The organism is Nonomuraea sp. NPDC049695, assembly GCF_040674955.1.
GTDB classification, from domain to species: Bacteria; Actinomycetota; Actinomycetes; order Streptosporangiales; family Streptosporangiaceae; genus Nonomuraea; species Nonomuraea helvata.
Genome location: NZ_JBFANV010000046.1, coordinates 1 through 20,362 on the forward strand (window position 1 = coordinate 1; position 20,362 = coordinate 20,362).

At 70.9% G+C, this 20,362-nt stretch carries 20 protein-coding genes; 16 read left to right on the forward strand and 4 right to left on the reverse strand.

What is annotated here, in order from left to right; all coding sequences use genetic code 11:
• From AB0J64_RS32715 to AB0J64_RS32735, 5 genes are all read left to right on the forward strand, one after another.
• Positions 1-730 (forward strand): tetratricopeptide repeat protein (locus tag AB0J64_RS32715; protein ID WP_364035468.1); only part of this gene is annotated, 730 nt, incomplete at its 5' end.
• Between the two features lie 154 nt (positions 731-884).
• Positions 885-1,070 carry a hypothetical protein gene (locus AB0J64_RS32720; RefSeq protein ID WP_364035471.1) on the forward strand — a complete coding sequence of 62 codons (186 nt, stop codon included), beginning with the start codon at positions 885-887 and terminating at the stop codon, positions 1,068-1,070.
• A 61-nt stretch (positions 1,071-1,131) separates the two neighbouring features.
• On the forward strand, positions 1,132-1,680 hold the full coding sequence (locus AB0J64_RS32725) for a hypothetical protein (protein WP_364035474.1): 549 nt from the start codon (positions 1,132-1,134) through the stop codon (positions 1,678-1,680).
• Complete coding sequence (locus tag AB0J64_RS32730) at positions 1,677-3,533, forward strand: ABC transporter ATP-binding protein (RefSeq protein WP_364035477.1); 1,857 nt, start codon at positions 1,677-1,679, stop codon at positions 3,531-3,533. Before AB0J64_RS32725 ends, AB0J64_RS32730 begins: the two co-directional genes overlap by 4 nt.
• The gene (locus AB0J64_RS32735; protein ID WP_364035480.1) at positions 3,530-3,991 is read left to right on the forward strand and encodes a S26 family signal peptidase; all 462 of its coding nucleotides are present in this window, start codon (positions 3,530-3,532) and stop codon (positions 3,989-3,991) included. Before AB0J64_RS32730 ends, AB0J64_RS32735 begins: the two co-directional genes overlap by 4 nt.
• 8 nt (positions 3,992-3,999) lie before the next feature.
• Here the strand turns inward: AB0J64_RS32735 and AB0J64_RS32740 are convergent, their stop codons facing one another.
• The 3 genes from AB0J64_RS32740 to AB0J64_RS32750 all read right to left on the reverse strand — a co-directional run bounded on the left by AB0J64_RS32740 (position 4,000) and on the right by AB0J64_RS32750 (position 6,360).
• Positions 4,000-4,407: a hypothetical protein gene (locus AB0J64_RS32740; RefSeq protein WP_364035483.1), complete on the reverse strand. Its 408-nt coding sequence runs from the start codon at positions 4,405-4,407 to the stop codon at positions 4,000-4,002.
• Positions 4,408-4,952: 545 nt separating this feature from the next.
• Positions 4,953-5,576, reverse strand: coding sequence for a hypothetical protein (locus AB0J64_RS32745; RefSeq protein WP_364035486.1), 624 nt, complete (start codon positions 5,574-5,576; stop codon positions 4,953-4,955).
• Positions 5,577-5,619: 43 nt separating this feature from the next.
• Positions 5,620-6,360 (reverse strand): HAD-IIA family hydrolase, encoded by a 741-nt coding sequence (locus AB0J64_RS32750; RefSeq protein WP_364035652.1) that lies wholly within the window; start codon positions 6,358-6,360, stop codon positions 5,620-5,622.
• Positions 6,361-6,460: 100 nt separating this feature from the next.
• On the opposite strand from AB0J64_RS32750, the gene AB0J64_RS32755 reads away from it, so the two are divergent.
• From AB0J64_RS32755 to AB0J64_RS32790, 8 genes are all read left to right on the forward strand, one after another.
• Positions 6,461-7,648, forward strand: a complete 1,188-nt coding sequence (locus tag AB0J64_RS32755) for a M20 family metallopeptidase (RefSeq protein ID WP_364035489.1) — start codon at positions 6,461-6,463, stop codon at positions 7,646-7,648.
• 2 nt (positions 7,649-7,650) lie between these two features.
• Entirely contained in the window at positions 7,651-8,616 is a 966-nt protein-coding gene (locus tag AB0J64_RS32760) for a zinc-dependent alcohol dehydrogenase family protein (protein WP_364035655.1), read from the forward strand.
• Between the two features lie 163 nt (positions 8,617-8,779).
• Entirely contained in the window at positions 8,780-10,600 is a 1,821-nt protein-coding gene (locus AB0J64_RS32765; RefSeq protein WP_364035492.1) for an ABC transporter substrate-binding protein, read from the forward strand.
• Positions 10,601-10,611: 11 nt separating this feature from the next.
• On the forward strand, positions 10,612-11,622 hold the full coding sequence (locus AB0J64_RS32770; RefSeq protein WP_364035495.1) for an ABC transporter permease: 1,011 nt from the start codon (positions 10,612-10,614) through the stop codon (positions 11,620-11,622).
• Entirely contained in the window at positions 11,619-12,518 is a 900-nt protein-coding gene (locus tag AB0J64_RS32775) for an ABC transporter permease (protein WP_364035498.1), read from the forward strand. The genes AB0J64_RS32770 and AB0J64_RS32775 overlap by 4 nt, the downstream gene beginning before the upstream one ends.
• Positions 12,519-12,522: 4 nt before the next feature.
• Positions 12,523-13,521, forward strand: a complete 999-nt coding sequence (locus AB0J64_RS32780; RefSeq protein ID WP_364035501.1) for an ABC transporter ATP-binding protein — start codon at positions 12,523-12,525, stop codon at positions 13,519-13,521.
• Complete coding sequence (locus AB0J64_RS32785) at positions 13,518-14,597, forward strand: ABC transporter ATP-binding protein (RefSeq protein WP_364035504.1); 1,080 nt, start codon at positions 13,518-13,520, stop codon at positions 14,595-14,597. Before AB0J64_RS32780 ends, AB0J64_RS32785 begins: the two co-directional genes overlap by 4 nt.
• Entirely contained in the window at positions 14,597-15,487 is an 891-nt protein-coding gene (locus tag AB0J64_RS32790) for a GNAT family N-acetyltransferase (RefSeq protein WP_364035507.1), read from the forward strand. Before AB0J64_RS32785 ends, AB0J64_RS32790 begins: the two co-directional genes overlap by 1 nt.
• A gap of 5 nt (positions 15,488-15,492) precedes the next feature.
• Here AB0J64_RS32790 and AB0J64_RS32795 read toward each other — a convergent pair whose 3' ends face one another.
• The gene (locus tag AB0J64_RS32795; RefSeq protein WP_364035510.1) at positions 15,493-16,605 is read right to left on the reverse strand and encodes a DUF1343 domain-containing protein; all 1,113 of its coding nucleotides are present in this window, start codon (positions 16,603-16,605) and stop codon (positions 15,493-15,495) included.
• Positions 16,606-16,663: 58 nt separating this feature from the next.
• On the opposite strand from AB0J64_RS32795, the gene murQ reads away from it, so the two are divergent.
• The 3 genes from murQ to AB0J64_RS32810 all read left to right on the forward strand — a co-directional run bounded on the left by murQ (position 16,664) and on the right by AB0J64_RS32810 (position 20,362).
• The gene (gene murQ / locus AB0J64_RS32800; RefSeq protein ID WP_357604802.1) at positions 16,664-17,563 is read left to right on the forward strand and encodes an N-acetylmuramic acid 6-phosphate etherase; all 900 of its coding nucleotides are present in this window, start codon (positions 16,664-16,666) and stop codon (positions 17,561-17,563) included.
• 219 nt (positions 17,564-17,782) lie between these two features.
• Positions 17,783-18,871, forward strand: coding sequence for a serine hydrolase domain-containing protein (locus AB0J64_RS32805; protein ID WP_364035514.1), 1,089 nt, complete (start codon positions 17,783-17,785; stop codon positions 18,869-18,871).
• A 189-nt stretch (positions 18,872-19,060) separates the two neighbouring features.
• Positions 19,061-20,362: an MFS transporter gene (locus tag AB0J64_RS32810; protein WP_364035517.1), complete on the forward strand. Its 1,302-nt coding sequence runs from the start codon at positions 19,061-19,063 to the stop codon at positions 20,360-20,362.

Below are 20,362 nucleotides of genomic sequence, written 5' to 3' on the forward strand. Positions count from 1 at the left end.
GTTCATGCAGCGCCGCGGCCTCTGGGAGGAGATCCTGCGCGTCCAGGGGGTGGCGCTGGACGCGGCCGTACGGCTCGGCGACCAGCTGGCGCGGGCCCGCTGCCACAACAGCATCGCCCGCGCCCACGCCAGACTCGGCCGCGACGGCGAGGCGGTCGAGCACTTCGAGCACGCGGTCGAGCTGCACCGGGATCTCGGCGAACCGGTCCTGCACGCCCACGTGCGCCTGGGCCTGTCCGTCGTGCTGAGCCGGGCGCGGCCCGGCGCGGCGCTGGGCCACGCGCTGCACGCGCTGGAACTGTTCCGGCAGGCCGGGGACGTCGTCGGCGAGGCGCGGGCGCTGAACAACGCCGGATGGCTGCGAGCCGAGATCGGCGAGTACGACGAGGCGCTGGCCGACTGCCGCAGAGCCCAGCGGATCCTGGCCGACCTCGGATACGCCCAGGGCGAGGGGCACGCCTGGGACAGCGTCGCCCACGTGCTGCACCTCAAAGGCGACTTCGCGGAGGCGGTGACGTGCTTCGAGAAGGCGGCGGAGCTGCTGCGCGACTGCGACGACCCGCACGCCGCCGGTGAGACGCTGGTCCGCCTGGGCGAGACGCACGTGCGGACGGGTGACACCGCGGCCGCGCTCGACGCGTGGAAGCGCGCGGCGGAACTCTTCGACGCCCTCGACGACGAGCGGGCGGCGAAGGTCCGCGACCGCATCGCCGCCTACGACCGGCCGTGAGCTGCGGAGATCCGGGCCGTTGAGAATTCGTTGAGAAATCGCTCAGAGCTCTGGCGCAGGCTGCGACCGGCGGCGGGACAGCGGCGTGAACCGGCGTGACCGCTGCCGCACGGGCGGGCACTGGCCCGCCAGAACAACCGAAAGGAAATGGTTCATGCGCGTCGTGACCAGAATGGCCGACCGGCTCCTCGAGCGGATCGCACCGCACACGGTGGCCCGGGCGACCGACTGCGGCTACCAGTGCTGCAGCTTCCCGGCGTTCACCGCGAAGTACTGCTGCTACTACCCGAACGGTCACGTCTCCTGCGGCGGTTGCAAGTCATACATCTACTGCTCATAACCGCTTGTTTATCGGGTGCCCGGCTGGAAGGTCGGCCGGGCCCCTCACATGGAGGTGTCCCATGCCCTATCTGATCGCCGTCGTAGCCCTGGTCGGCGCACTGTGCCTCGTGGATCTGGTGTTGACGCTCGGCGTGGTCCGGCGGCTTCGGGAGCACACCAAGCTGCTGGACGGACTGTATGAAGCCGTCGATCTGATGGGCGGCCCTCTCGGGGGAGGCAGGCAGCTGTCCCCTGGCGACGTCGTCGGCGATTTCGAGGCGACGACCGTGGACGGGACCCGTCTCACCCGGGAGCTCCTGCCGGACGGGACCGTGGTCGCGTTCCTGTCGCCCGATTGCAGCGGCTGCCACGAGAAGCTTCCCGCCTTCGCCTCGTGGGCTGCCGGCCAGGACCGGTCTCGGGTGCTGGCGGTGGTCGACAACCGATCGGGTGACCCCGCTGAGATGGTCACCACGTTGCAGCCCGTGGCACAAGTGATCGTGGACAGTGCTGTGAGCGACGCGTTCGGCGTGCAGTCGTTCCCGACCTTCCTCCAGGTGGCCACGGACGGCAAGCTGCTCGCGGTGGCGCCTGAGATCTCCCGGTTGCCGGCCGGGTCGCCCGCGTGAGCGAGCCGGCACCGACACGGCGGGAGCTGGCACGGAACGCGGTACGCGCCGCCGCAATGGTGTGGCGGTCCGCGCCGATCCATGTCCTCGGCTACCTGGCGGTCACTCTGGTGGGCTCGGCCACGCCGGTCGCCGTGGCCTGGCTGACCAAGGCCGTGCTGGACGGGGTGGCGCGAGGGCAGACGAGCGCGCTGCTCAACCTGGCGGTGACGATCGCCGTCGTCACCGCCGTCGCCACGGCGGCGACGCACGCCGGACATTACCTGCGCGCCGAGGTGGACCGCCGCACCGCGCTGCGCGCCAAGGAGGAGCTGTTCGCGGCGGTCTGCCGCGTCACGGGACTGGCCCCGTTCGAGAGCCCCGCCTTCCTTGACCGGCTGCGCCTGGCCGAGCAGAGCGCGAGCAACCCGGGCAGGCTGGTGGACACCGCGCTCTCCGTCGCACGCGGCGCGGTGACCGTCGCCGGGTTCGTCGGCTCCCTGGCGCTGATCAACCCCGCGTTCACCGTCGTGGTCCTGCTGTCGGCCGTACCTGCTCTGATCATCGAGCTGCGGATGTCGCGGCAGCGGGTCGCGATGCTGTGGCGGATCGGGCCGGCCGAGCGCCGCGAGCTGTTCTACGCGCACCTGATGTCGACCACGGATGCCGCCAAGGAGATCCGGCTCTTCGACCTCGGCGCCTTCCTGCGTCTTCGCATGCTGGCCGAGCTGCGGACCGCCAACGCCGCTCGCCGCCGGATGGACCTGCGGGAGTTCTCCGTGCAGGCGAGCCTGTCGGGCGCGTCGGCGATCGTGGCCGGCGCGGGACTGGTCTGGACGATCCTCGCGGCCGGCCGCGGGCAGCTCAGCGTCGGCGACGTGTCGATGTTCGTGGCGGCCGTCGCCGGTGTGCAGGCGGCGCTGAACGTCATGGTGTCGGCCGGCGTGATGGTGTACGAGCAGTTGTTGATGTTCCACCACCACGTCACGATCGTGTCAGCCGACTCCGGCCTGCCGGCGCCGTCCCCAGGCCGGTCGCTGCCGCCCTTGCGCCGGGGCATCGAGCTACGTGACGTCTGGTTCCGCTACGGCCCGGACCATCCGTGGATCCTGCGCGGCGTCGATCTGTTCGTTCCCAACGGTGAGACGGTCGCGCTGGTCGGCCGGAACGGCGCAGGCAAGAGCACGCTGGTGAAGCTGCTGTGCCGGTTCTACGACCCGACCCGCGGGGCGATCCTGTGGGACGGCGTGGACCTCCGCGACGTGCCGCCGGAGACGCTGCGCGCCCGGATCGGCGCCGTCTTCCAGGACTTCGTGTCGTACGAGCTGACGGCGACCGACAACATCGCGGTCGGTGACCTCCCCGCCGCGCAGGACCAGGCCCGGATCGAACAGGCAGCGCGGGACGCAGGCGTCCACGACACCGTCGCGGCCCTGCCGTACGGCTATCGCACGCTGCTGAGCCGCGGATTCCCCGCCGACGAGGAAGAGGAGCAGGAGCAGGGTGTGCTGCTCTCCGGCGGGCAGTGGCAGCGGCTGGCGCTCGCCAGGGCGTTCCTGCGCCGCGACCGGGACCTGATGATCCTCGACGAGCCCAGCGCCGGCCTGGACCCGGAGGCCGAGCACGAGGTGCACAGTCAGCTCGCGAGGCTGCGGTCAGGACGCACCAGCGTGGTCATCTCCCACCGCCTCGGCGCGGTCCGTGACGCCGACCGGATCGTGGTGCTGACCGACGGCGTCGTCGCCGAGGAGGGCACGCATGCCGCGCTGCTGGCCGAGGGCGGCACGTACGCTCAGCTGTTCAACCGGCAGGCGGCCGGCTACCTGGACGAGGCGGGTCCGGCCGCCCCCGAGACGGCAGGAGCGCCGCGATGATCGCCGGCCTCGCTCTCATCGCCGTCGCCGGGGTCGCCCTCACCGTCGTCCTGCTGCGCCGCCGGTATCTGGTGGTGACCGTCGAAGGGGAGAGCATGCTGCCGTCGTACCGGCCCGGCGAGCGCGTGCTCGTCCGGCGGACGCCGCCGGACTCACTGCGCGCCGGGCAGGTCGCCGTGCTCAGCGGCTCCCCCCATGCCCCGTCCGGCGAGCGCCCGAGCGCACCCGACGAGATGAGCCTGAGCCCGCGCTGGATCATCAAGCGCGTCGCGGCCGTGCCGGGCGACCCGATACCGCGCGACACCGTCCCCGCCCTGCGCACCGCGCCGGGCACGCGGGTGCCGGCCGGGCGCCTGGTGATGCTGGGCGACAATCCGGACCGCTCGTACGACTCCCGCCTCGCCGGATACATGACGGCGGATCGCCTGTTCGGCGTGGTGCTGCGGAAGCTGGGATAGCCGCCGGCTCACATGCAGTCGTCCTTCAGCAGGCGATCGAGCTTGATGCTCAGATCGAGCAGCTCGGACCGCACCGACTCGAACTCCTGCCCGATCTCCGAACGCACGGTCGCGAACTCGTCGGCTATCCGCGTCGGGATGTAGTCGTCCGCGCCGGACGAGGCGACGAAGTGGGCGTTGACCTCCCGCCGGATGGCCGCGACCTCCACGTCGACGGCCGCGAACTGCTCGATCGTCTCGGTGCGCGCCGTCACCAGCTGCGCCTTCACGGCGGCGATCTCCGCCTCCAGGCGCTTGCCGCGTTCGTTGATCTCGTGAAGGAGGTGCTGCTCGCCATCGGCGCCGGTGAGCCGGCCGCACGTCTCGAGACCTTCGACACGGAGCTTCAGGTCAAGAATCTCCGCCTGTACGTCCACCCGTCATCGGACTTTCTGCTCTGGGGATACAACCGGCGTCAAGGAGTTCCGTGCCACCCCGCAGCCAGAAAGCGTGCGGGGTGCCACGGGGTGTGGTCTCACGACCTTGTTCTCCGCTTGCGCGGGTGACGCCCGTACGACCAGGTGAAGCCGTTCGGGTCTCCCCTCGACCATGTTGGCACTCCGCTGCCTAACGGCGTCCGCGCCCCGTTTCGTCCCTGCTCCTGGGTTGTCTGCTGACGCGGATTCCAGAGTCCGCCGCTGAGGAAGCACGGCGGAGTGGATCTGCTGACGTGTGTCCAACGTAGCCACCAAGGTCACCTCCCTATCGGTGATGGCTGGGTCTGGTCACTCCGGCCCGCCCCATCAGGCGGGGCGAGCCCCGGCCTTCAGGCCGGGGAGCGAGTGACACCTTTGCGCTTGCTGGATGGGACGCGGCGGGCCTTGGCCACCGCCCCCGCTTTCAGTAGCCATATGGTTGCAGTCAGTGAGCGAGCTTGGGCGCAGCTCGGTGAAATCGGGGTCGATTCTTTGCCTTGCCCGTGCTAGCGACGGTCCTCGATCTCCCAGAGGTGGTCGATGACGTGCCAGGCGAGGCGGCGCAGCGCGTAGCGCGGCGGCCAGCCGGTGGTCCGGGGCGGCTCCCACGGACGGGACAGGACGTCGGCCAGCTCCGCCCGCATCGCGTCGCGGTCGCCGGGCGACTTGTACGGCTTGTGGCGGACGTCCACTTTCCTGGCGTAGGCGCGCTCGGCGTTCAGCACGTGGTCGACGACGCGTGACAGGTCACGCCCACCGCCGCGCGGGCCCTTGCGGAGGTCCTCCGATGAGAGGGCGGCGGTCTCGTCGAAGAGGGCCCAGGCCGCCCGCAGCAGGGCCACGCCGCGTTCCGCCTCCGCCGCCGGCAGGGGCTCCTCGTCCAGGTCGGGGACCGCGTACGGCGCGCCGAAGTCCGTCATCTCGCTGCCGGGGACCCGCGCCACCACCACCGGGTCGCCCGGCGAGAACTCCAGCCCGGCTCGCGCGGCGATCACGCCGTAGCGGGGCTCGTACTCCATGAGCAGGTCCAGAGCGGCCTCCTCGCCCTTGGCGACGCGGCACCAGCCGGGCCAGTCGAGCGAGCAGGCGAACACCTTCTTCGGACCGGTTTCCAGGTAAACGCGGGTCATGGCGTACCAGCGTGCCATCCGTACCTGTCAGAACGGGTCAGGTTCAGATGAGGTCGATGAGGTCGGCCACCGAGTCGACCACCAGCGAGGGGCGGTAGGGGAAGCGGTCGATCTCCTCGCGCTGGGTGACGCCGGTGAGGACCAGGATCGTGAACAGGCCCGCCTCCATGCCGGAGACGATGTCGGTGTCCATGCGGTCGCCGATCATGGCGGTCGTCTCGCTGTGGCCCTCGATCTCGTTGAGTGCGCTGCGCATCATGCGGGGGTTGGGCTTGCCGACGAAGTAGGGGGCGACGCCGGTGGCCTTGGTGATGAGGGCGGCCACGGCGCCGCAGGCCGGCAGCGAGCCCTCGGTGGAAGGGCCGATGGGGTCGGGGTTGGTGGCGATGAAGCGGGCGCCGCCCTCGATGAGGCGGATGGCCCGGGTGATCTGGGTGAAGCTGTAGGTGCGGGTCTCGCCGAGCACGACGTAGTCGGGGTCGAGGTCGGTGAGCACGTAGCCGACCTGGTGCAGCGCCGTCGTCAGGCCCGCCTCGCCGATCACGTACGCCGAGCCGCCCGAGCGCTGGTCGTCGAGGAACTGGGCGGTGGCCTGCGCGGAGGTCCAGATGGAGTCGGGGGGCACCTCGAGGCCCGCCCCGGCCAGGCGCACCGACAGGTCGCGCGGAGTGTAGATCGAGTTGTTCGTCAGGACCCGGAACCGCTTGCCCGACTCGCTGAGCCGCTTGATGAACTCGTCCGCCCCGGGGACCGGGCGCCCCTCGTGGACGAGGACGCCGTCCATGTCTGACAACCAGGAATCGATCCGCTTGCGCTCAGTCACCTGCTCATCGTAGCGAGCGCGCCCTTTCGACTTCCCGCCCCCCGCATGAACAATGTTCTTCATGACATTCACTGAAGAAGCGCTTGATATCCGGGACGAGCTCGTCGAGCTCCGTCACTCGTTGCACACCACGCCTGAGCTGGGCCTGCAGCTGCCGCGTACGCAGGAGAAGGTCCTGGCCGCGCTGGAGGGCCTGCCGCTGGAGGTCAAGACGGGCACCTCGCTCAGCTCCGTCACGGCGGTGCTGAGGGGCGGCAGGCCAGGACCGGCCGTGCTGCTGCGCGGGGACATGGACGCGCTGCCCGTGGCGGAGAAGAACGACCTGCCCTACACCTCGCAGCTCCCCGGTCAGATGCACGCGTGCGGGCACGACCTGCACACCGCGATGCTGGCGGGGGCGGCGCGGCTGCTGAGCGCGCGGCGTGCGGAGCTCGCGGGTGACGTCATCTTCATGTTCCAGCCGGGCGAGGAGGGCTACGAGGGCGCCAAGCACATGATCGGCGAGGGCGTGCTCGATGCGGCGGGCGCGCGGCCCGTGGCGGCGTACGGGATGCACGTCGTCTCCGCGATGCTGCCGCCGGGGCTGTTCGCGTCGCGGCCGGGGCCGATCATGGCGGCGGCGGACACGTTCCTCGTGACGGTCAAGGGGCGCGGCGGGCACGGCTCCAGCCCGCACCGCTCGCTCGACCCGATCCAGGCGGGCTGCGAGATGGTGACGGCGCTGCAGACCATGGTGACCAGGGGGTTCGACGTGTTCGACCCGGTGGTGGTGACGGTGGGCAGCTTCCACGGCGGGTCGGCGGACAACGTGATCCCCGACGAGGCCCGGTTCGAGGCCACGGTGCGCACGTTCAGCAAGGACACCCGGACGAAGGTCAAGCGGCGGCTGGTGGAGGTGGTGCAGGGCATCGCGGCGGCGCACGGGCTGGAGGTCGAGGCGTCGTTCGGGATGGGCTACCCCGTGACGGTGAACAACGAGAGCGAGGCCGCGTTCGTGGGCAGGACGGCCGACGAGTTGTTCGGTCCCGGACGGTATTTCGTGTCGCCGCAGCCGGTCATGGGCTCGGAGGACTTCTCGTACGTGCTGGAGGAGGTGCCCGGCGCGTTCGTGTTCCTGGGCGCATGCCCGCCTGACCGGGACCCGGCCACCGCCCCCTACAACCACTCCCCCGAGGCGATCTTCGACGACTCCGTGCTGCCCGACGGAGCCGCGCTCTACGCCTCGCTCGCCCACGCCAGGCTGTCGTGACCATGCGGGCGTGGGTGGTGGCCGAGCCGGGGCCGATGGCGACGCGGCCGCTGGAGCTCGTCGAGCGCGACGTGCCCGAGCCGGGGCCCGGCGAGGTCCTGGTACGGGTCGAGGCGTGCGGCGTCTGCCGTACGGACCTGCATCTGGCGGAGGGCGACCTCCAGCCGCGCCGGCCGCGGACCACGCCCGGACACCAGGTGGTGGGGCGGGTGGAGGGCACGGGCGAACGGGTGGGCGTGGCCTGGCTCCGCTCCACCTGCGGCACGTGCCGCTACTGCCTGCGGGGGACGGAGAACCTCTGCCCGCGCTCCGCTTATACGGGGTGGGACGCCGACGGCGGGTACGCCGGCTACCTCGTCGCGCCCCGCGACTACGTCTACCCCCTGCCCGAGGACGTGCCCGCCGAGCGGCTGGCGCCGCTGCTGTGCGCCGGGATCATCGGCTACCGGGCGCTGCTGCGCTGCGATCTGCCGCCGGGCGGGCGGCTGGGGATCTACGGGTTCGGGGCCTCGGCCCACCTGACGGCGCAGGCCGCCATCGCCCAGGGCGCCGTCGTGCACGCGGTGACCAGATCCGCGGCCTCCAGGGCGCTCGCGCTCGAGCTGGGCGCCGCGTCCGCGGGCGACATACCGCCCGAACCGCTGGACGCGGCCATCCTGTTTGCACCGGTAGGTAGCCTGGTACCACCAGCGCTCGAAGCGCTCGACCGGGGCGGCACGTTGGCCATCGCAGGAATTCATCTGACCGATGTGCCCGTTCTGAACTACGAGCGGCATCTTTTCCAGGAGCGCACGCTGCGTAGCGTGACGGCCAACACGAGGGCCGACGGGCGGGCCTACCTGGAGCTGGCGCTGGCGCATCCGCCACGCGTGACGACGACGCTCTACCCGTGGGAAGAGGCGGACCGCGCGCTCACCGATCTGGCGAACGACCAGGTCAACGGAGCGGCCGTCTTGGTGATGAGCTGACCGATTACTTGACGGAGCTTAGCTCCACTCCGCACACTGATGAAGGAAAGTTACATTAGCCTCACAACCACTGGAGATTATTGACGCGGGTCGGGCGCGATCGTAGTGTCCGGTCAATCCCTACAGATCATCGACAGGTCCCGACATCTCCCCGGAGCGGCAAATGAAACGACTGGCAGCGGTAGTTGCGTTGCTGGGTCTTGCCACCGCGACAGCGGCGTGCAGCGGTGGTTCCACCAACAAATCCAGTGGCTCGGGCGGCGGCGGCGGGCTCTTCACCACGATCGACGTGAACAGGCCCGGCATCGACGCGAGCGGCCCGGCGAACCCGTGGGCGCCGAAGGGCAACTCCTTCATCGGCTACAACGCGATGAAGCTGGGCTGGGTCAAGAACCACCTGACCGACCCGAACCAGTTCTACCCCGGTATCGCCGCCAGTTGGGAGATCGCTCCCGACAACTCCTCGGTCACCATCCACATCCAGCCGAACGCCAAGTGGTCCGACGGCAAGCCGGTGACGGCCGAGGACGTCAAGCTCTCCCTGGGGCTGGCCTCCACGACCGGCAGCACCGCGTTCGCGATCACGCCGGGCGCGGCGGGCGTGGCGGCCGACGTCCAGGTGGTGGACGACAAGACGGTCAAGGTCTCCCAGGACATGAAGAACCCGAGCATGAAGTTCGCCCGGGGCGTCATGGACAACTGGGTCGTGCCCGCGCACGTCTGGAGCAGCCTGCTGCCCGCCGACTTCTGGGACAAGCTCAAGGCCTCCAGGGGCACCGGCGCCGAGGCCGACAAGGACCGCGAGGAGATCCTCGCCATCGGCCAGAAGGTGCTCGCCTTCGCTCCGCCGAAGGACGTCTCGGCCGGGCCGTTCACGCTGGAGCGGGTCAACCCCGGCGAGGCGCTGCTGGTCAAGAACAAGAACTTCTACAACGCCGCGAACGTCGCTCCCGCGCAGGTGAAGTTCCTCAACTACAGCGGCAACGAGCAGATCTGGAACTACCTGTCCGCCGGCAAGCTCGACCACTCCGGCTTCGTCGCCGCTCCGACGGACGTGATGACCCGGATCAAGAACGCTCCCGGCTCCCAGCTGATCAAGGGCTTCTCGCCGGTGGCCGTCGGCCTGGCGTTCAACCAGTCGAAGAAGCCGTACGACAACGTGCACGTGCGGCGCGGCCTGGCCTACCTGATCGACCGCGACCAGGTGACCAAGGTGGCCTCGCCCGAGGGCGGCACCGCGGCCGTGACGACCTCCGGCATCCACCAGAAGCCCGCCCAGGAGTGGCTCGGCTCCGAGCTGTCGACCCTTGAGCCGTACAAGCACGACGTGGCCAAGGCGGAGGCCGAGTTCAAGGAGGCCGGTCTGCAGAAGAAGGGCGGCAAGTGGGCGCTGGCCGACGGCTCGCCGTGGAAGGTCAGCATGCACGCGCCGTCCGGCTTCTCCGACTGGATCTCCGCTCAGGAGAACATCAAGAGCCAGCTCATCGAGAACGGCGTGGACGCCGAGGTCGTGACCGCGGCGGACTACCCGGTCTACCTCGAGGAGCTCGCGGCCGGCAAGTACGACGTCGGCTTCTGGCTGATGGCGCTCGGCCCGGCGCCGTACGACATCTTCCAGCGCCTCTACGGCGCCTCCAACGGCTGGACCAACGTCGCCGGCAAGGTCGCGCACAGCGCCCCCGGCAAGGGCGGCAACTGGATGGGCAGCGCCGAGGAGATCGACGTCCAGGGCGTCGGCAAGGTCAACCCGGGTGAGCTCACGGCCAAGCTGAACGCGGCCACCGCCGACCAGGCCAAGCCGATCATGTTGCAGCTGGCCAAGACGGCCAACCAGGACCTGCCGGCCATCCAGCTCTGGGACTACGTGAACACGCAGTTCACCAACACCAGCCGGTTCACCGGCTGGCCGGAGCAGGACAGCGACCTCCTGCGCCTGCCCGCGGGCGTCTGGATCCAGCTGGGCCTGATCAAGGCGAAGCAGTAGAGAAAGAACGCATGGTAGCTATCGCACGACGACTCGCGGGCCACCTGGCCCGCGGGATCGTCATGATCCTCGTCGTAGCCACGATCAGCTTCTTCATCGTAAGGAGCATTCCCGGCGACCCGGTCGCCGCGAACGTGCAGAAGCTGATCCAGTCGGGCATGGACCCCCAGACGGCCGAGCAGGCGACGCGCGTGCTGTACGGGTTCCAGCCGAAGGGCTCGCTCTGGGAGCAGTACACCCAGTACATGGGCGGCCTGCTCCACTTCGACCTGGGCCAGTCGGTCACCCACGCGGGCGCGCCGGTCACCCAGGTCCTGGGTGAGGCGGCCAAGTGGACCGTCATCCCGGTGCTGGCGGGAACGCTGCTCAGCTTCCTGGTCGGCATCGTGATGGGCGTCTACGCCGCCATCAAGCGCTCGGGCAAGCTCGGCGACATCCTGGCCATCTCGGGGTCGCTGCTGCACGGCGTGCCGCAGTACGTGCTGGGCCTGCTGCTCAGCGCGATCTTCGCGACGCTGATCCCGATCCTGCCGGCTGACGGGCCCGTGGACATCCTGTTCGAGCCCGGGTTCAACGCCGGCTACATCGGCTCGCTGGTCGAGCACGCGGTGCTGCCGGTGCTGACGTACGCGCTGGCGGCCTACGGCGGATGGATCCTGGCGATGAAGTCGAGCGTGGTGACCGTGCTCGGCGACGACTTCATCCTGGCGGCGGAGCTGCGCGGGATGAAGCGGTCGATCATCTTCAGGTACATCGCGCGCAACGCGATCCTGCCGCTCTTCACGATCCTGGCGCTCTCGCTCGGCGTGCTGCTCGGCGGCGCGGTGTTCATCGAGCGGATCTTCAACTATCCGGGACTGGGCCTGCTGCTCCTCGACAGCATCACCATGCGTGACTACGCGCTGATGGGCGGGGCGTTCCTGCTGATCACGGTCTCCATCATCGTGGCGAACATCCTCGCCGACCTGTTCTACTCCGTGATCGACCCGCGGGTCCGCAGCGGCGAGGAGGTGTCGGGATGAGCGTGCTCCTGGAGGGCTCGTCGACGAGCGCCACGATGCGCCGCAACTTCTGGGCGGGCGTGTGGCGGGTGATGAAGCGCAAGCCCAGCCGCATGGTGGGCGTCGTGCTCATACTCGGGTTCGTGTTCATGGGCGTGTTCGGGCCGATGTTCTACCCCGCCCAGCTGGACCGCGACCCGAACGCGATCACCAGGCCGCCGAGCTGGGAGCACTGGCTCGGCACCGACGACCAGGGCAGGGACGTGATCGCCCTGGTGGTCACCGGGTCGCGGTACGTGCTGCTGGCCGCGCTGGTGACCGCCGTCATCACCGTGGTCGTGGGCGCCGGCATCGGGCTGTTCTCCGGCTTCAAGCGGGGCCGCTGGGACAACGTGCTCATGCGGCTCACCGACATGAAGCTGACCATCCCCGGCCTGCCGCTGCTGCTGGTGCTCTCCACCGTGTGGAAGTTCGGCAGCGCGATCCAGATGGGCCTGGTGCTGGGACTGCTCAGCTGGGGCGGCGTGGCGCGCGCGGTGCGCTCGCAGACGCTGTCGCTGCGCGAGCGGGGCTTCATCGAGGCGGCGCGCGGGCTCGGCCTGTCCACGACGCACATCGTGAGCAAGGAGCTGCTGCCCAGCATGGCGCCGTACATCGCGATGAACATGCTCATCGCGGTCACCGGCGGCGTCTACGCGCAGGTCGGCCTGTTCTTCCTGGGCGTGCTGCCGTACGAGTCGAACAACTGGGGACAGATGCTCAACACGGCCGTGTTCCGCTCGGGGGCGCTCACGGTACCGAGCGCGCTGGGCTTCCTCATCGGGCCGTTGCTGGCGATCCTGTTGTTGACGCTGGCCATCGTGCTCGTGGTCGACGCCATGGACGAGATCTTCAACCCCCGGCTGCGCGAGGAGTAGGCAAGTGACTCAAACGGCGCCGGGAGTGCGCATCGACGGCCTCACGGTCGTCTACAAGACCCCCGCGGGCGAGCTGCCCGCCGTCAGGAACATCAGCCTGACCCTGGAGCCCGGCTCGATCACCGGCATCGTCGGCGAGTCGGGGTCCGGCAAGTCCACGCTGGCCCTGTCGCTGCTCAACGCCGTCCAGCCGCCCGGCAGGATCGCGGCGGGCAGCGTCGAGATCGACGGGCTCGGCGACGTGGTCGGCCTGCAGGGCGAGCAGCTGCGCAAGGCCAGGGGCAAGCACATCGGGTACGTCTTCCAGGCCGCCCAGAACTCCCTCAACCCGCTCAAGACGGTCGGCAAGCAGCTGCTCGACCTGGGCCGCTCGCACGGTGTCGAAGACCTGCGCGGCCTGGTGCGCGAGGCCAAGGAGCTGCTCGGCCGGATGGGGCTGGACGGGGCCAGGGTGCTCGACTCGCACCAGCACGAGCTGTCCGGCGGCATGCGCCAGCGGGTCGGCATCATGCTGGCGCTGGTGCTCAACGCCCACCTGGTGGTGCTGGACGAGCCCACGACCGCGCTCGACATGATCACCCAGGCGAACATCCTGAAGATCGTCCGCGAGGTCCACGCGGAGCGCGGGCTGACCACGCTCGTCATCACGCACGACATCGGCGTGGTGGCCGAGGTGGCCGACCGGCTGGCCGTCATGTACGGCGGGCGGCTGGTCGAGCAGGGCCCCACCAGGGAGGTGCTCGGCGCGCCGAAGCACCCCTACACCAGGGGCCTGATCAAGGCCATCCCCCGGCTCGTCGGCGACATCGACGAGGCCCGGGCACTGCCGGGCCGGCCGCCGACGCTGGCGACCGTGCCGAAGGAGGGCTGCGTGTTCAGGGAGCGCTGCCCGCTGCGCATGGACGTGTGCGACACCGTCGATCCGGACGCGGTCGCGGACGGGTCCAGGGTCGTGGCCTGCCACGCCGTGGCCGTGAACGCGAACGTGAAGGAGCACGCATGATCACTGGGACCGGCGTCGTCAAGACGTTCAAGCAGCGCGGCAAGATGCTGGGCGCCCGTGAGGTGCGCGCGCTGCGCGGTGTCGACTTCGCGATCCCGAAGGGCGGCGCGGCCTCGTTCATCGGCGAGTCCGGGTGCGGCAAGACCACGCTGGGCCGGATCATCGCGGGGCTGGAGGACTACGACGAGGGCGAGATCCTGATCGACGGCGTCTCCATGTCGCCGCTCAAGCCCAAGCAGCGCCATCCGCACTTCCGCAAGATCCAGATGATCCACCAGGACCCGTACTCGGCCCTGAACCCGACCAGGACCATCCACCAGACGCTGTACGCCCCGCTGAGCCTGCGGGCCAAGCAGACCGGGCGATCGGGGTCGTGGATCGACGAGCGGGCGGCCGAGGTGCTGTCCCTGGTGGGGCTCGACCCCGGCACGGTGCTGTCGCGCTACCCGCACCAGCTGTCCGGCGGCATGCGGCAGCGCGTGGTCATCGCCCGCGCGCTGACCGTCGACCCGGAGATGCTCGTCGCGGACGAGGCCGTCTCGATGATCGACGTGTCGCTGCGGCTGGGCATCCTGGCGCTGCTGAAGGACCTGCGCGAGCGGCTCGGCGTGAGCGTGCTGTTCATCACGCACGACGTCGCCACGGCCCGCTACATCGGGGACGACGGCGAGCTGTACGTCATCTACCGCGGCCAGGTCGTCGAGCGCGGCCCGGTGGACACGGTCATCGCCGATCCCGTGCACCCGTACACGCAGTCGCTGCTGTCCGCGATCCCGGTGCTGCACGGCCTGGAGGAGCCCGGCGAGCAGCCGGTGACGCCGCTGGAGTCGCTGGACGAGAGCCAGTCGGACGAGGGCTGCCTGTTCGCCCGCCGCTGCCCGTTCAGGGGCGAGCGGTGCACGACCGAGCGGCCGCTGCTGCACGTGTTCTCGCCTCGCGAGAACACCAATAGACACAGCACGATTGGTTTGGAGGCCGACGAAGTCGGGCTCCGAACCGAGGGGGTGCCGCAGGAGCACGCGTGCTTCTACCCCGAGCGCCGCAACGTGATCGCCCGCCCGATGAGCGAGGTGTGATGTCCCACGCTGTCCGGGCCGTGGATCTGGCCGCGGATCTGGCCGCGGATCTGGCCGCGGATCTGACGGAGGCGGCCGAGGTCGCCACCGCCGCGCTGACGCTGGACGCCGACGAGGCCGCCGGCCTGGTCGGCTACCTGGCGCGCCCTCCGGCGGAGCGGCGCTGGACGGCGCTGGCCACCGACGGCGGCGTGGTGATGGCGTCGCTGTCGGCCGGGGACCCGGCGGCCGGGCACATCGACCTGCTGGCCGTGCACCCCTCCGCGCAGGGGCAGGGCCGCGGGCGCGCGCTGGTGCGGGCGGCCGAGGAGTGGCTGCGGGACCAAGGCGCGCGGCAGGCGCGCTTCGCCGGCAACCCGCCGTGCTACGCCTGGCCGGGCATCGACGTACGCTACACCGCCGCCGCCTGCCTGGCCGAGAGCCTCGGCTACGAGCGCTACGACGTGGCCTGGAACATGACGGCCGACCTGAGCGCCGACCTGTCCGTCGAGGACGAGGTGCGGCGCCTGGAGGAAGCCGGCGTGCGTGTGCTCGAGGCCGGTGATGACCGGGAGCGCGTCGCCGCGTTCGTCGGGAAGCACTGGAACGAGCGCTGGGCCTGGGAGGCCACGCACGCGGCCGGGCTGCACTACGCCGAGCGCGACGGGCACGTCCTGGGCTTCGCCGCCTGGGGCGCCCGGCCCGGCTGGTTCGGGCCGATGGGGACCTCGCCGGACGCCCGCGGGCTGGGCGTGGGACGTGTGCTGCTGCGCAGGTGCCTGGCGGACCAGCGGGCCGCCGGGCAGGCCAGCGCGCAGATCGGGTGGGTAGGGCCGTTGCGGTTCTACTCGCACGCCGTCGGCGCGCGAGCGGAACGCGTCTTCTGGCTCTACCGGCGCGACCTGGCGTGATGCCGCTAATAGAGCAGTGGTCCTTCAGGGGTTCCCGGTGGCGGGCAGAGGCCGCGGGGGTCCTCGCCGGCGTCCAGGCTGCGGGTCAGCGTGTCGGAGCCCCACAGGTGGTCCATGAACAGGTCGGGGCCCCACCAGCGCAGGTCGTCCGGGAAATAGAGAGTGCGGGCCACGTACAGCATGGACAGGCCCGTCAGGACGGGCCTGAACGCCTCGCGGTCGTGCACGTGGAGCTGGACGCCGCGCACGGCGACGCCCGCGTGCTTGTGGAAGGTGGGCGTGAACCACGTCTCCCTGAACCGCACGCCCGGCAGGTCCAGCGCGGCCAGCGCGGGGGCGAACCCGGCGTCCGCGTACGGGGCGCCGATCAGCTCGAAGGGCCTGGTCGTGCCGCGCCCCTCGGAGAAGTTGGTGCCCTCGAACAGGCCGGTGCCCGGGTAGACCAGCGCGGTGTCCGGGGTCGGCATGTTGACCGACGGCATCACCCACGGCAGCCCCGTCTCGGCGAACGTCATGTCGCGCCGCCAGCCCTCCATCTCGACCACGCGCAGGTCCACGTCGAACCCGAACAGCGTGGCCAGCTCCCCCGCCGTCCTGCCGTGCCGGACCGGCAGCGGGAAGCGGCCCACGAAGCTGGCGAACGCGGGGTCGAGCAGCGGCCCCTCCTGAACCGTCCCGCCGAGCGGGTTGGGCCGGTCCAGCACCACGAACCGGAGCCCGAGGCGGGCGGCCGAGGCCAGCAGGTCGTACATCGTCCAGACGTAGGTGTAGAACCGGGTGCCCACGTCGGCGATGTCGAAGACCAGCGTGTCCACGCCGGAGGCCGCGACCACCCGGTCCAGCGCCTCGCCCTCGAGCTTGTGGGTGTCGAACACCGGCAGCCCGGTCTTCTCGTCCACGGTGTCGGCCTCGCTGCCGGCCGCCTGGGCGGTGCCGCGCATGCCGTGCTCGGGCCCGAACAGGGCCGTCAGGTTCAGCCCGGCGGCCAGCAGCGCCTCGGGGGTGGGGGTGAGATCGGGAAGGACTCCGGTGGGGTTCGTGATCAGGCCGAGGCGGGCGCCGCCCGCGAGGGCGGGGTCCGCGGTCAGCCGTTCGGCTCCGGTTCGTACATGTGGCATGAAAGCCATTGTCTGAAAGATATTTACAAGTGTGAAGGAGAGGGTGGAAATTAGCGTCATGACTGATCCGCTACCCGAGCTGTCCACCGAGCAGAGCGATCCTCGCTACAGCCAGATCGACCGGCTGCCGACCGATCAGATCGCCCGGCTCATGAACCAGGCCGACGCCGCCGTGCCCGCCGCCGTCGCGGTGGTCATCCCGGCGATCTCGGCGGCCATCGACGCGATCGCCGCCAGGATGGCCGAGGGCGGCCGGCTGCTGTACGTCGGCGCCGGCACGTCGGGTCGGCTGGCCGTGCTCGACGCCAGCGAGTGCCCGCCCACGTTCGGCACCGATCCGTCGCTGGTGCAGGGCGTCATCGCGGGCGGGCCGGACGCGCTCACCCGGTCCGTCGAGGGTGCGGAGGACGACGCCGAGGCGGGCGCCGCCGCGTTGAAGGACCTGGAGGTGGGGCCGCTCGACTCGGTGGTCGGCGTGTCCGCCAGCGGGCGGGCGCCCTTCGTGCTCGGCGCGCTGGCCGAGGCGTCCGCTCGGGGCGCGCTCACCGTGGGCCTTTCGTGCAACGACGGCGCGCCGCTGTCGGCCGCCGCCGAGCACGCGATCGAGGTCGTCGTGGGTCCCGAGGTGGTGACCGGCTCGACCAGGCTCAAGGCGGGCACGGCCCAGAAGCTCGTGCTGAACATGATCTCGACGATCTCGATGGTCAAGCTCGGCCGTACGTACGGGAACAAGATGATCGAGATGTCGGCGATGAACAGCAAGCTGGCCGGGCGCGCGCTGCGCATGGTCAGCGACATCACCGGCGCCGACCGCGCGACGGCCGAGGCGGCGCTGGACGCGTCCGGCGGCCAGGCGAAGATCGCCGTGCTGATGATCCAGCACGGGATCGACGCCGAGGGGGCCCGCGCGCTGCTGGAGTCGCACGGGGAGCGCCTCAGCGACGCGCTCAGCGGCTGACCGGTCCGGCGCGGCGAGGGGCCGCGGCGAGGGCGGCCCACCACGCGCCACGGCCGCCCACAGGACGCGCCGCACGCCCGCAGGACGCCTCACGCCCGCAGGACGCGCCTCGGGACGACGGGCGCCCCGCACGACGGCGCCCCGCACGACGGCGCTGCGCACGACGGGCGCCGCGAGCATCGGGCAGGGGCCGGATACGAGGGGACGAGGGGGACGGGGATGGGTGATCGGCTGGGTGATCGGCTGCCTGATCGACTGGGGTCGATCCTGGCGGACGGGGTGCCACGCGTGTGCTCGGCCGCGGTCGCGCTGATCGCCGTGGACGGCCGCCTGGCGGCCGCGGCCGCGACCGGCGAGCTCGTCCGCTACACCGACGCCGAGGGGAGCCTGGCCCCGGAGCGCCCGCCCGCGCGGCGGGACTCGATCTTCGACCTGGCCTCGATCAGCAAGCTGTTCACCACGGCCGTCCTGCTCTCGCTGACCGAGGAGGGCAGGCTCGGCCTGGACGAGCCGGTGGCCACGTGGATACCGGGCGCCGACGGCCGGATCACGCCACGCCGCCTGCTCACCCACACGGCGGGCCTGACCCCGACCCGCCGCATCGACCTGGAGCTGCCCGGCGCGGACGCCTCCGCGCGCATGGCGGCGATGCTGGACACGCCGGTCACCCACCCCTTCGGCGGCCCGTACCTGTACAGCGACGTCGGCATGGTCATGGCGGGCCGGGTCGCGGAGCTGGCCGGCGGAGCGCCGCTCGACGCGCTGGTCCGGGCGCGGGTCACGGGCGTGCTGGGCCTGGCCGACACGGGCTACCGGCCCGCGGCGCTGCCGCGGATCGCCGCCACCGAGTGGAAGCCGGAACGCCAGGGGCCGGGCCCGTCGGGCTGCGTGCGCGGCGAGGTGCACGACGAGACGGCGTACGCGCTGGGCGGCGTGGCGGGGCACGCGGGAGTGTTCGCCACGGCCGGGGACCTGCTGGCCTTCGGCGAGGCGCTGCGGCTCGGCGGCGGGCCCGTGCTGCGCCCGGAGAGCGTGGCCGAGATGCGGCGCGACCAGGGCGCCGAGGGCGCGCCCTTCCGCCACGGGCTGGGCGTGCGCATCGGCGACCCGGCCATCGTCGGGCCGCTGACCGGCGCTTTCGGCCACTCCGGCTTCACCGGCACCTCGCTGGTGGTCGATCCCGCGCGCCGCCTGACGGTGGTGCTGCTGACGAACGCCGTCCACCCGGTACGGGGCCGCGACGGCATCCGCGAACTGCGCCACGCGGTGGCCGCCGAAGCGCTGCGCCTCCATGACCTCGCCCTTTGACAGGACGTAATTACAACACCACAAATAGCTTATTGCTCCACCCGAAACTGTGTGTGAAGGTACGTGGAAGACGACCGGACATCCTCCGGACGCATTCAAGGTTCCTTTCACCAGAAGGGCCTCCGGGGGCAAAAATTGGATGGACCTCCATCGTCCGTGCAAAACCGATTTACCCAGCGATTTGCTGGAATGGGCAGATTCGGCGTGGTCTGGTCGGGCCAGGTCGTCACCCTCGTCGGTAATTCCGTACTGCGCTTTTCCCTGGTCATCCAGGCATGGACCGTGGAGCACCAGGTCACCCAGGTCGTGGCGCTGTCGCTCTGCGCGCTGCTCCCCCAGCTGCTGCTGAGCCCCACGGCCGGGGCCATCGTCGACCGGTGCCGCAAGCGCACCGCCCTGCAGCTGGCCGACGCGGGCGGTCTCGTCGCCGTCGGGGCCATGGCGGCCGTGTACTTCCTCGGCGACCTGCACCTCTGGCAGGTCTATCTGACGGTCGCGCTGCTCGGCGCCTCGGCGGCGTTCCAGTTCCCCGCCCTGTCCTCGGCGGTGCCGCTGCTGGTGGACAAGGAGCAGCTCCAGCGGGCCAACGGGCTGCTGGCCACCGCCAAGAGCGTGGCCGACGTCGGAGGTCCCGCGCTGGCCGGGCTGCTCGTGGTGACCGGCGGGCTGGGCGCGGTGCTCTGGATCGACCTGCTGAGCTTCGCGGTCGCGCTCGTGACCGTGCGCGTGGTGCGCATGGCCGGTGACGCGCCCGGCTCGGCCTCCGAGCGCAAGCGGCTCGGGGCGGACTCGCTGGAGGGGCTGCGCCACCTGTTCGCCGAGCCCAGCCTGCGCGGCCTGATCCTGGTCTTCTTCACCGTGAACCTGGTGATGGTGTTCGGGTTCGCCGTCGTGCAGCCCATGATCCTGGCCAGGACGGGCAGCGACGTCTCCGCGCTGGCCAGCGTGAACGCCGGCATCGGCGTGGGTGGCATCACGGGCGGGCTGCTGCTGGCCGCCTGGGGCGGTCCGAAGAACCGCGTACGCGGCATGATGCTCGGCGTCGTCGGCATGTGCCTCAGCGCCCAGATCGTCATGGCCATGGTGCACGGGGTCGTGGCGTGGACGGCGGCCATCCTCGTGGGCGCGCTGATCATGCCGATCGTCAACGGCTCGCTGCAGTCGGTCATCCAGACCAAGGTGCCGAAGGAGCGGCAGGGCCGGGTGTTCGGTGCCGTCATGTTCGTCGCGCAGATCTCCTCCCCGGTGGCCATGGCCCTGTCCGGGCCGCTGGCCGACGGCGTCTTCGAACCCCAGGCCGCCGCGGGCACCGGCCTGCCGGGGCTGCTGCGGCCCCTGGTGGGCACCGGGCCGGGCAGCGGCATGGCGACGATGCTGCTGATCGCCGGCCTCCTGGGCACGGGCGCCGCCCTGTGGGGGCTGGCCCGCCGCACTGTGCGCCACATCGACGTGCTGACGCCCGATCTCGAGAAGCAACCCGCGGGAGGCTGA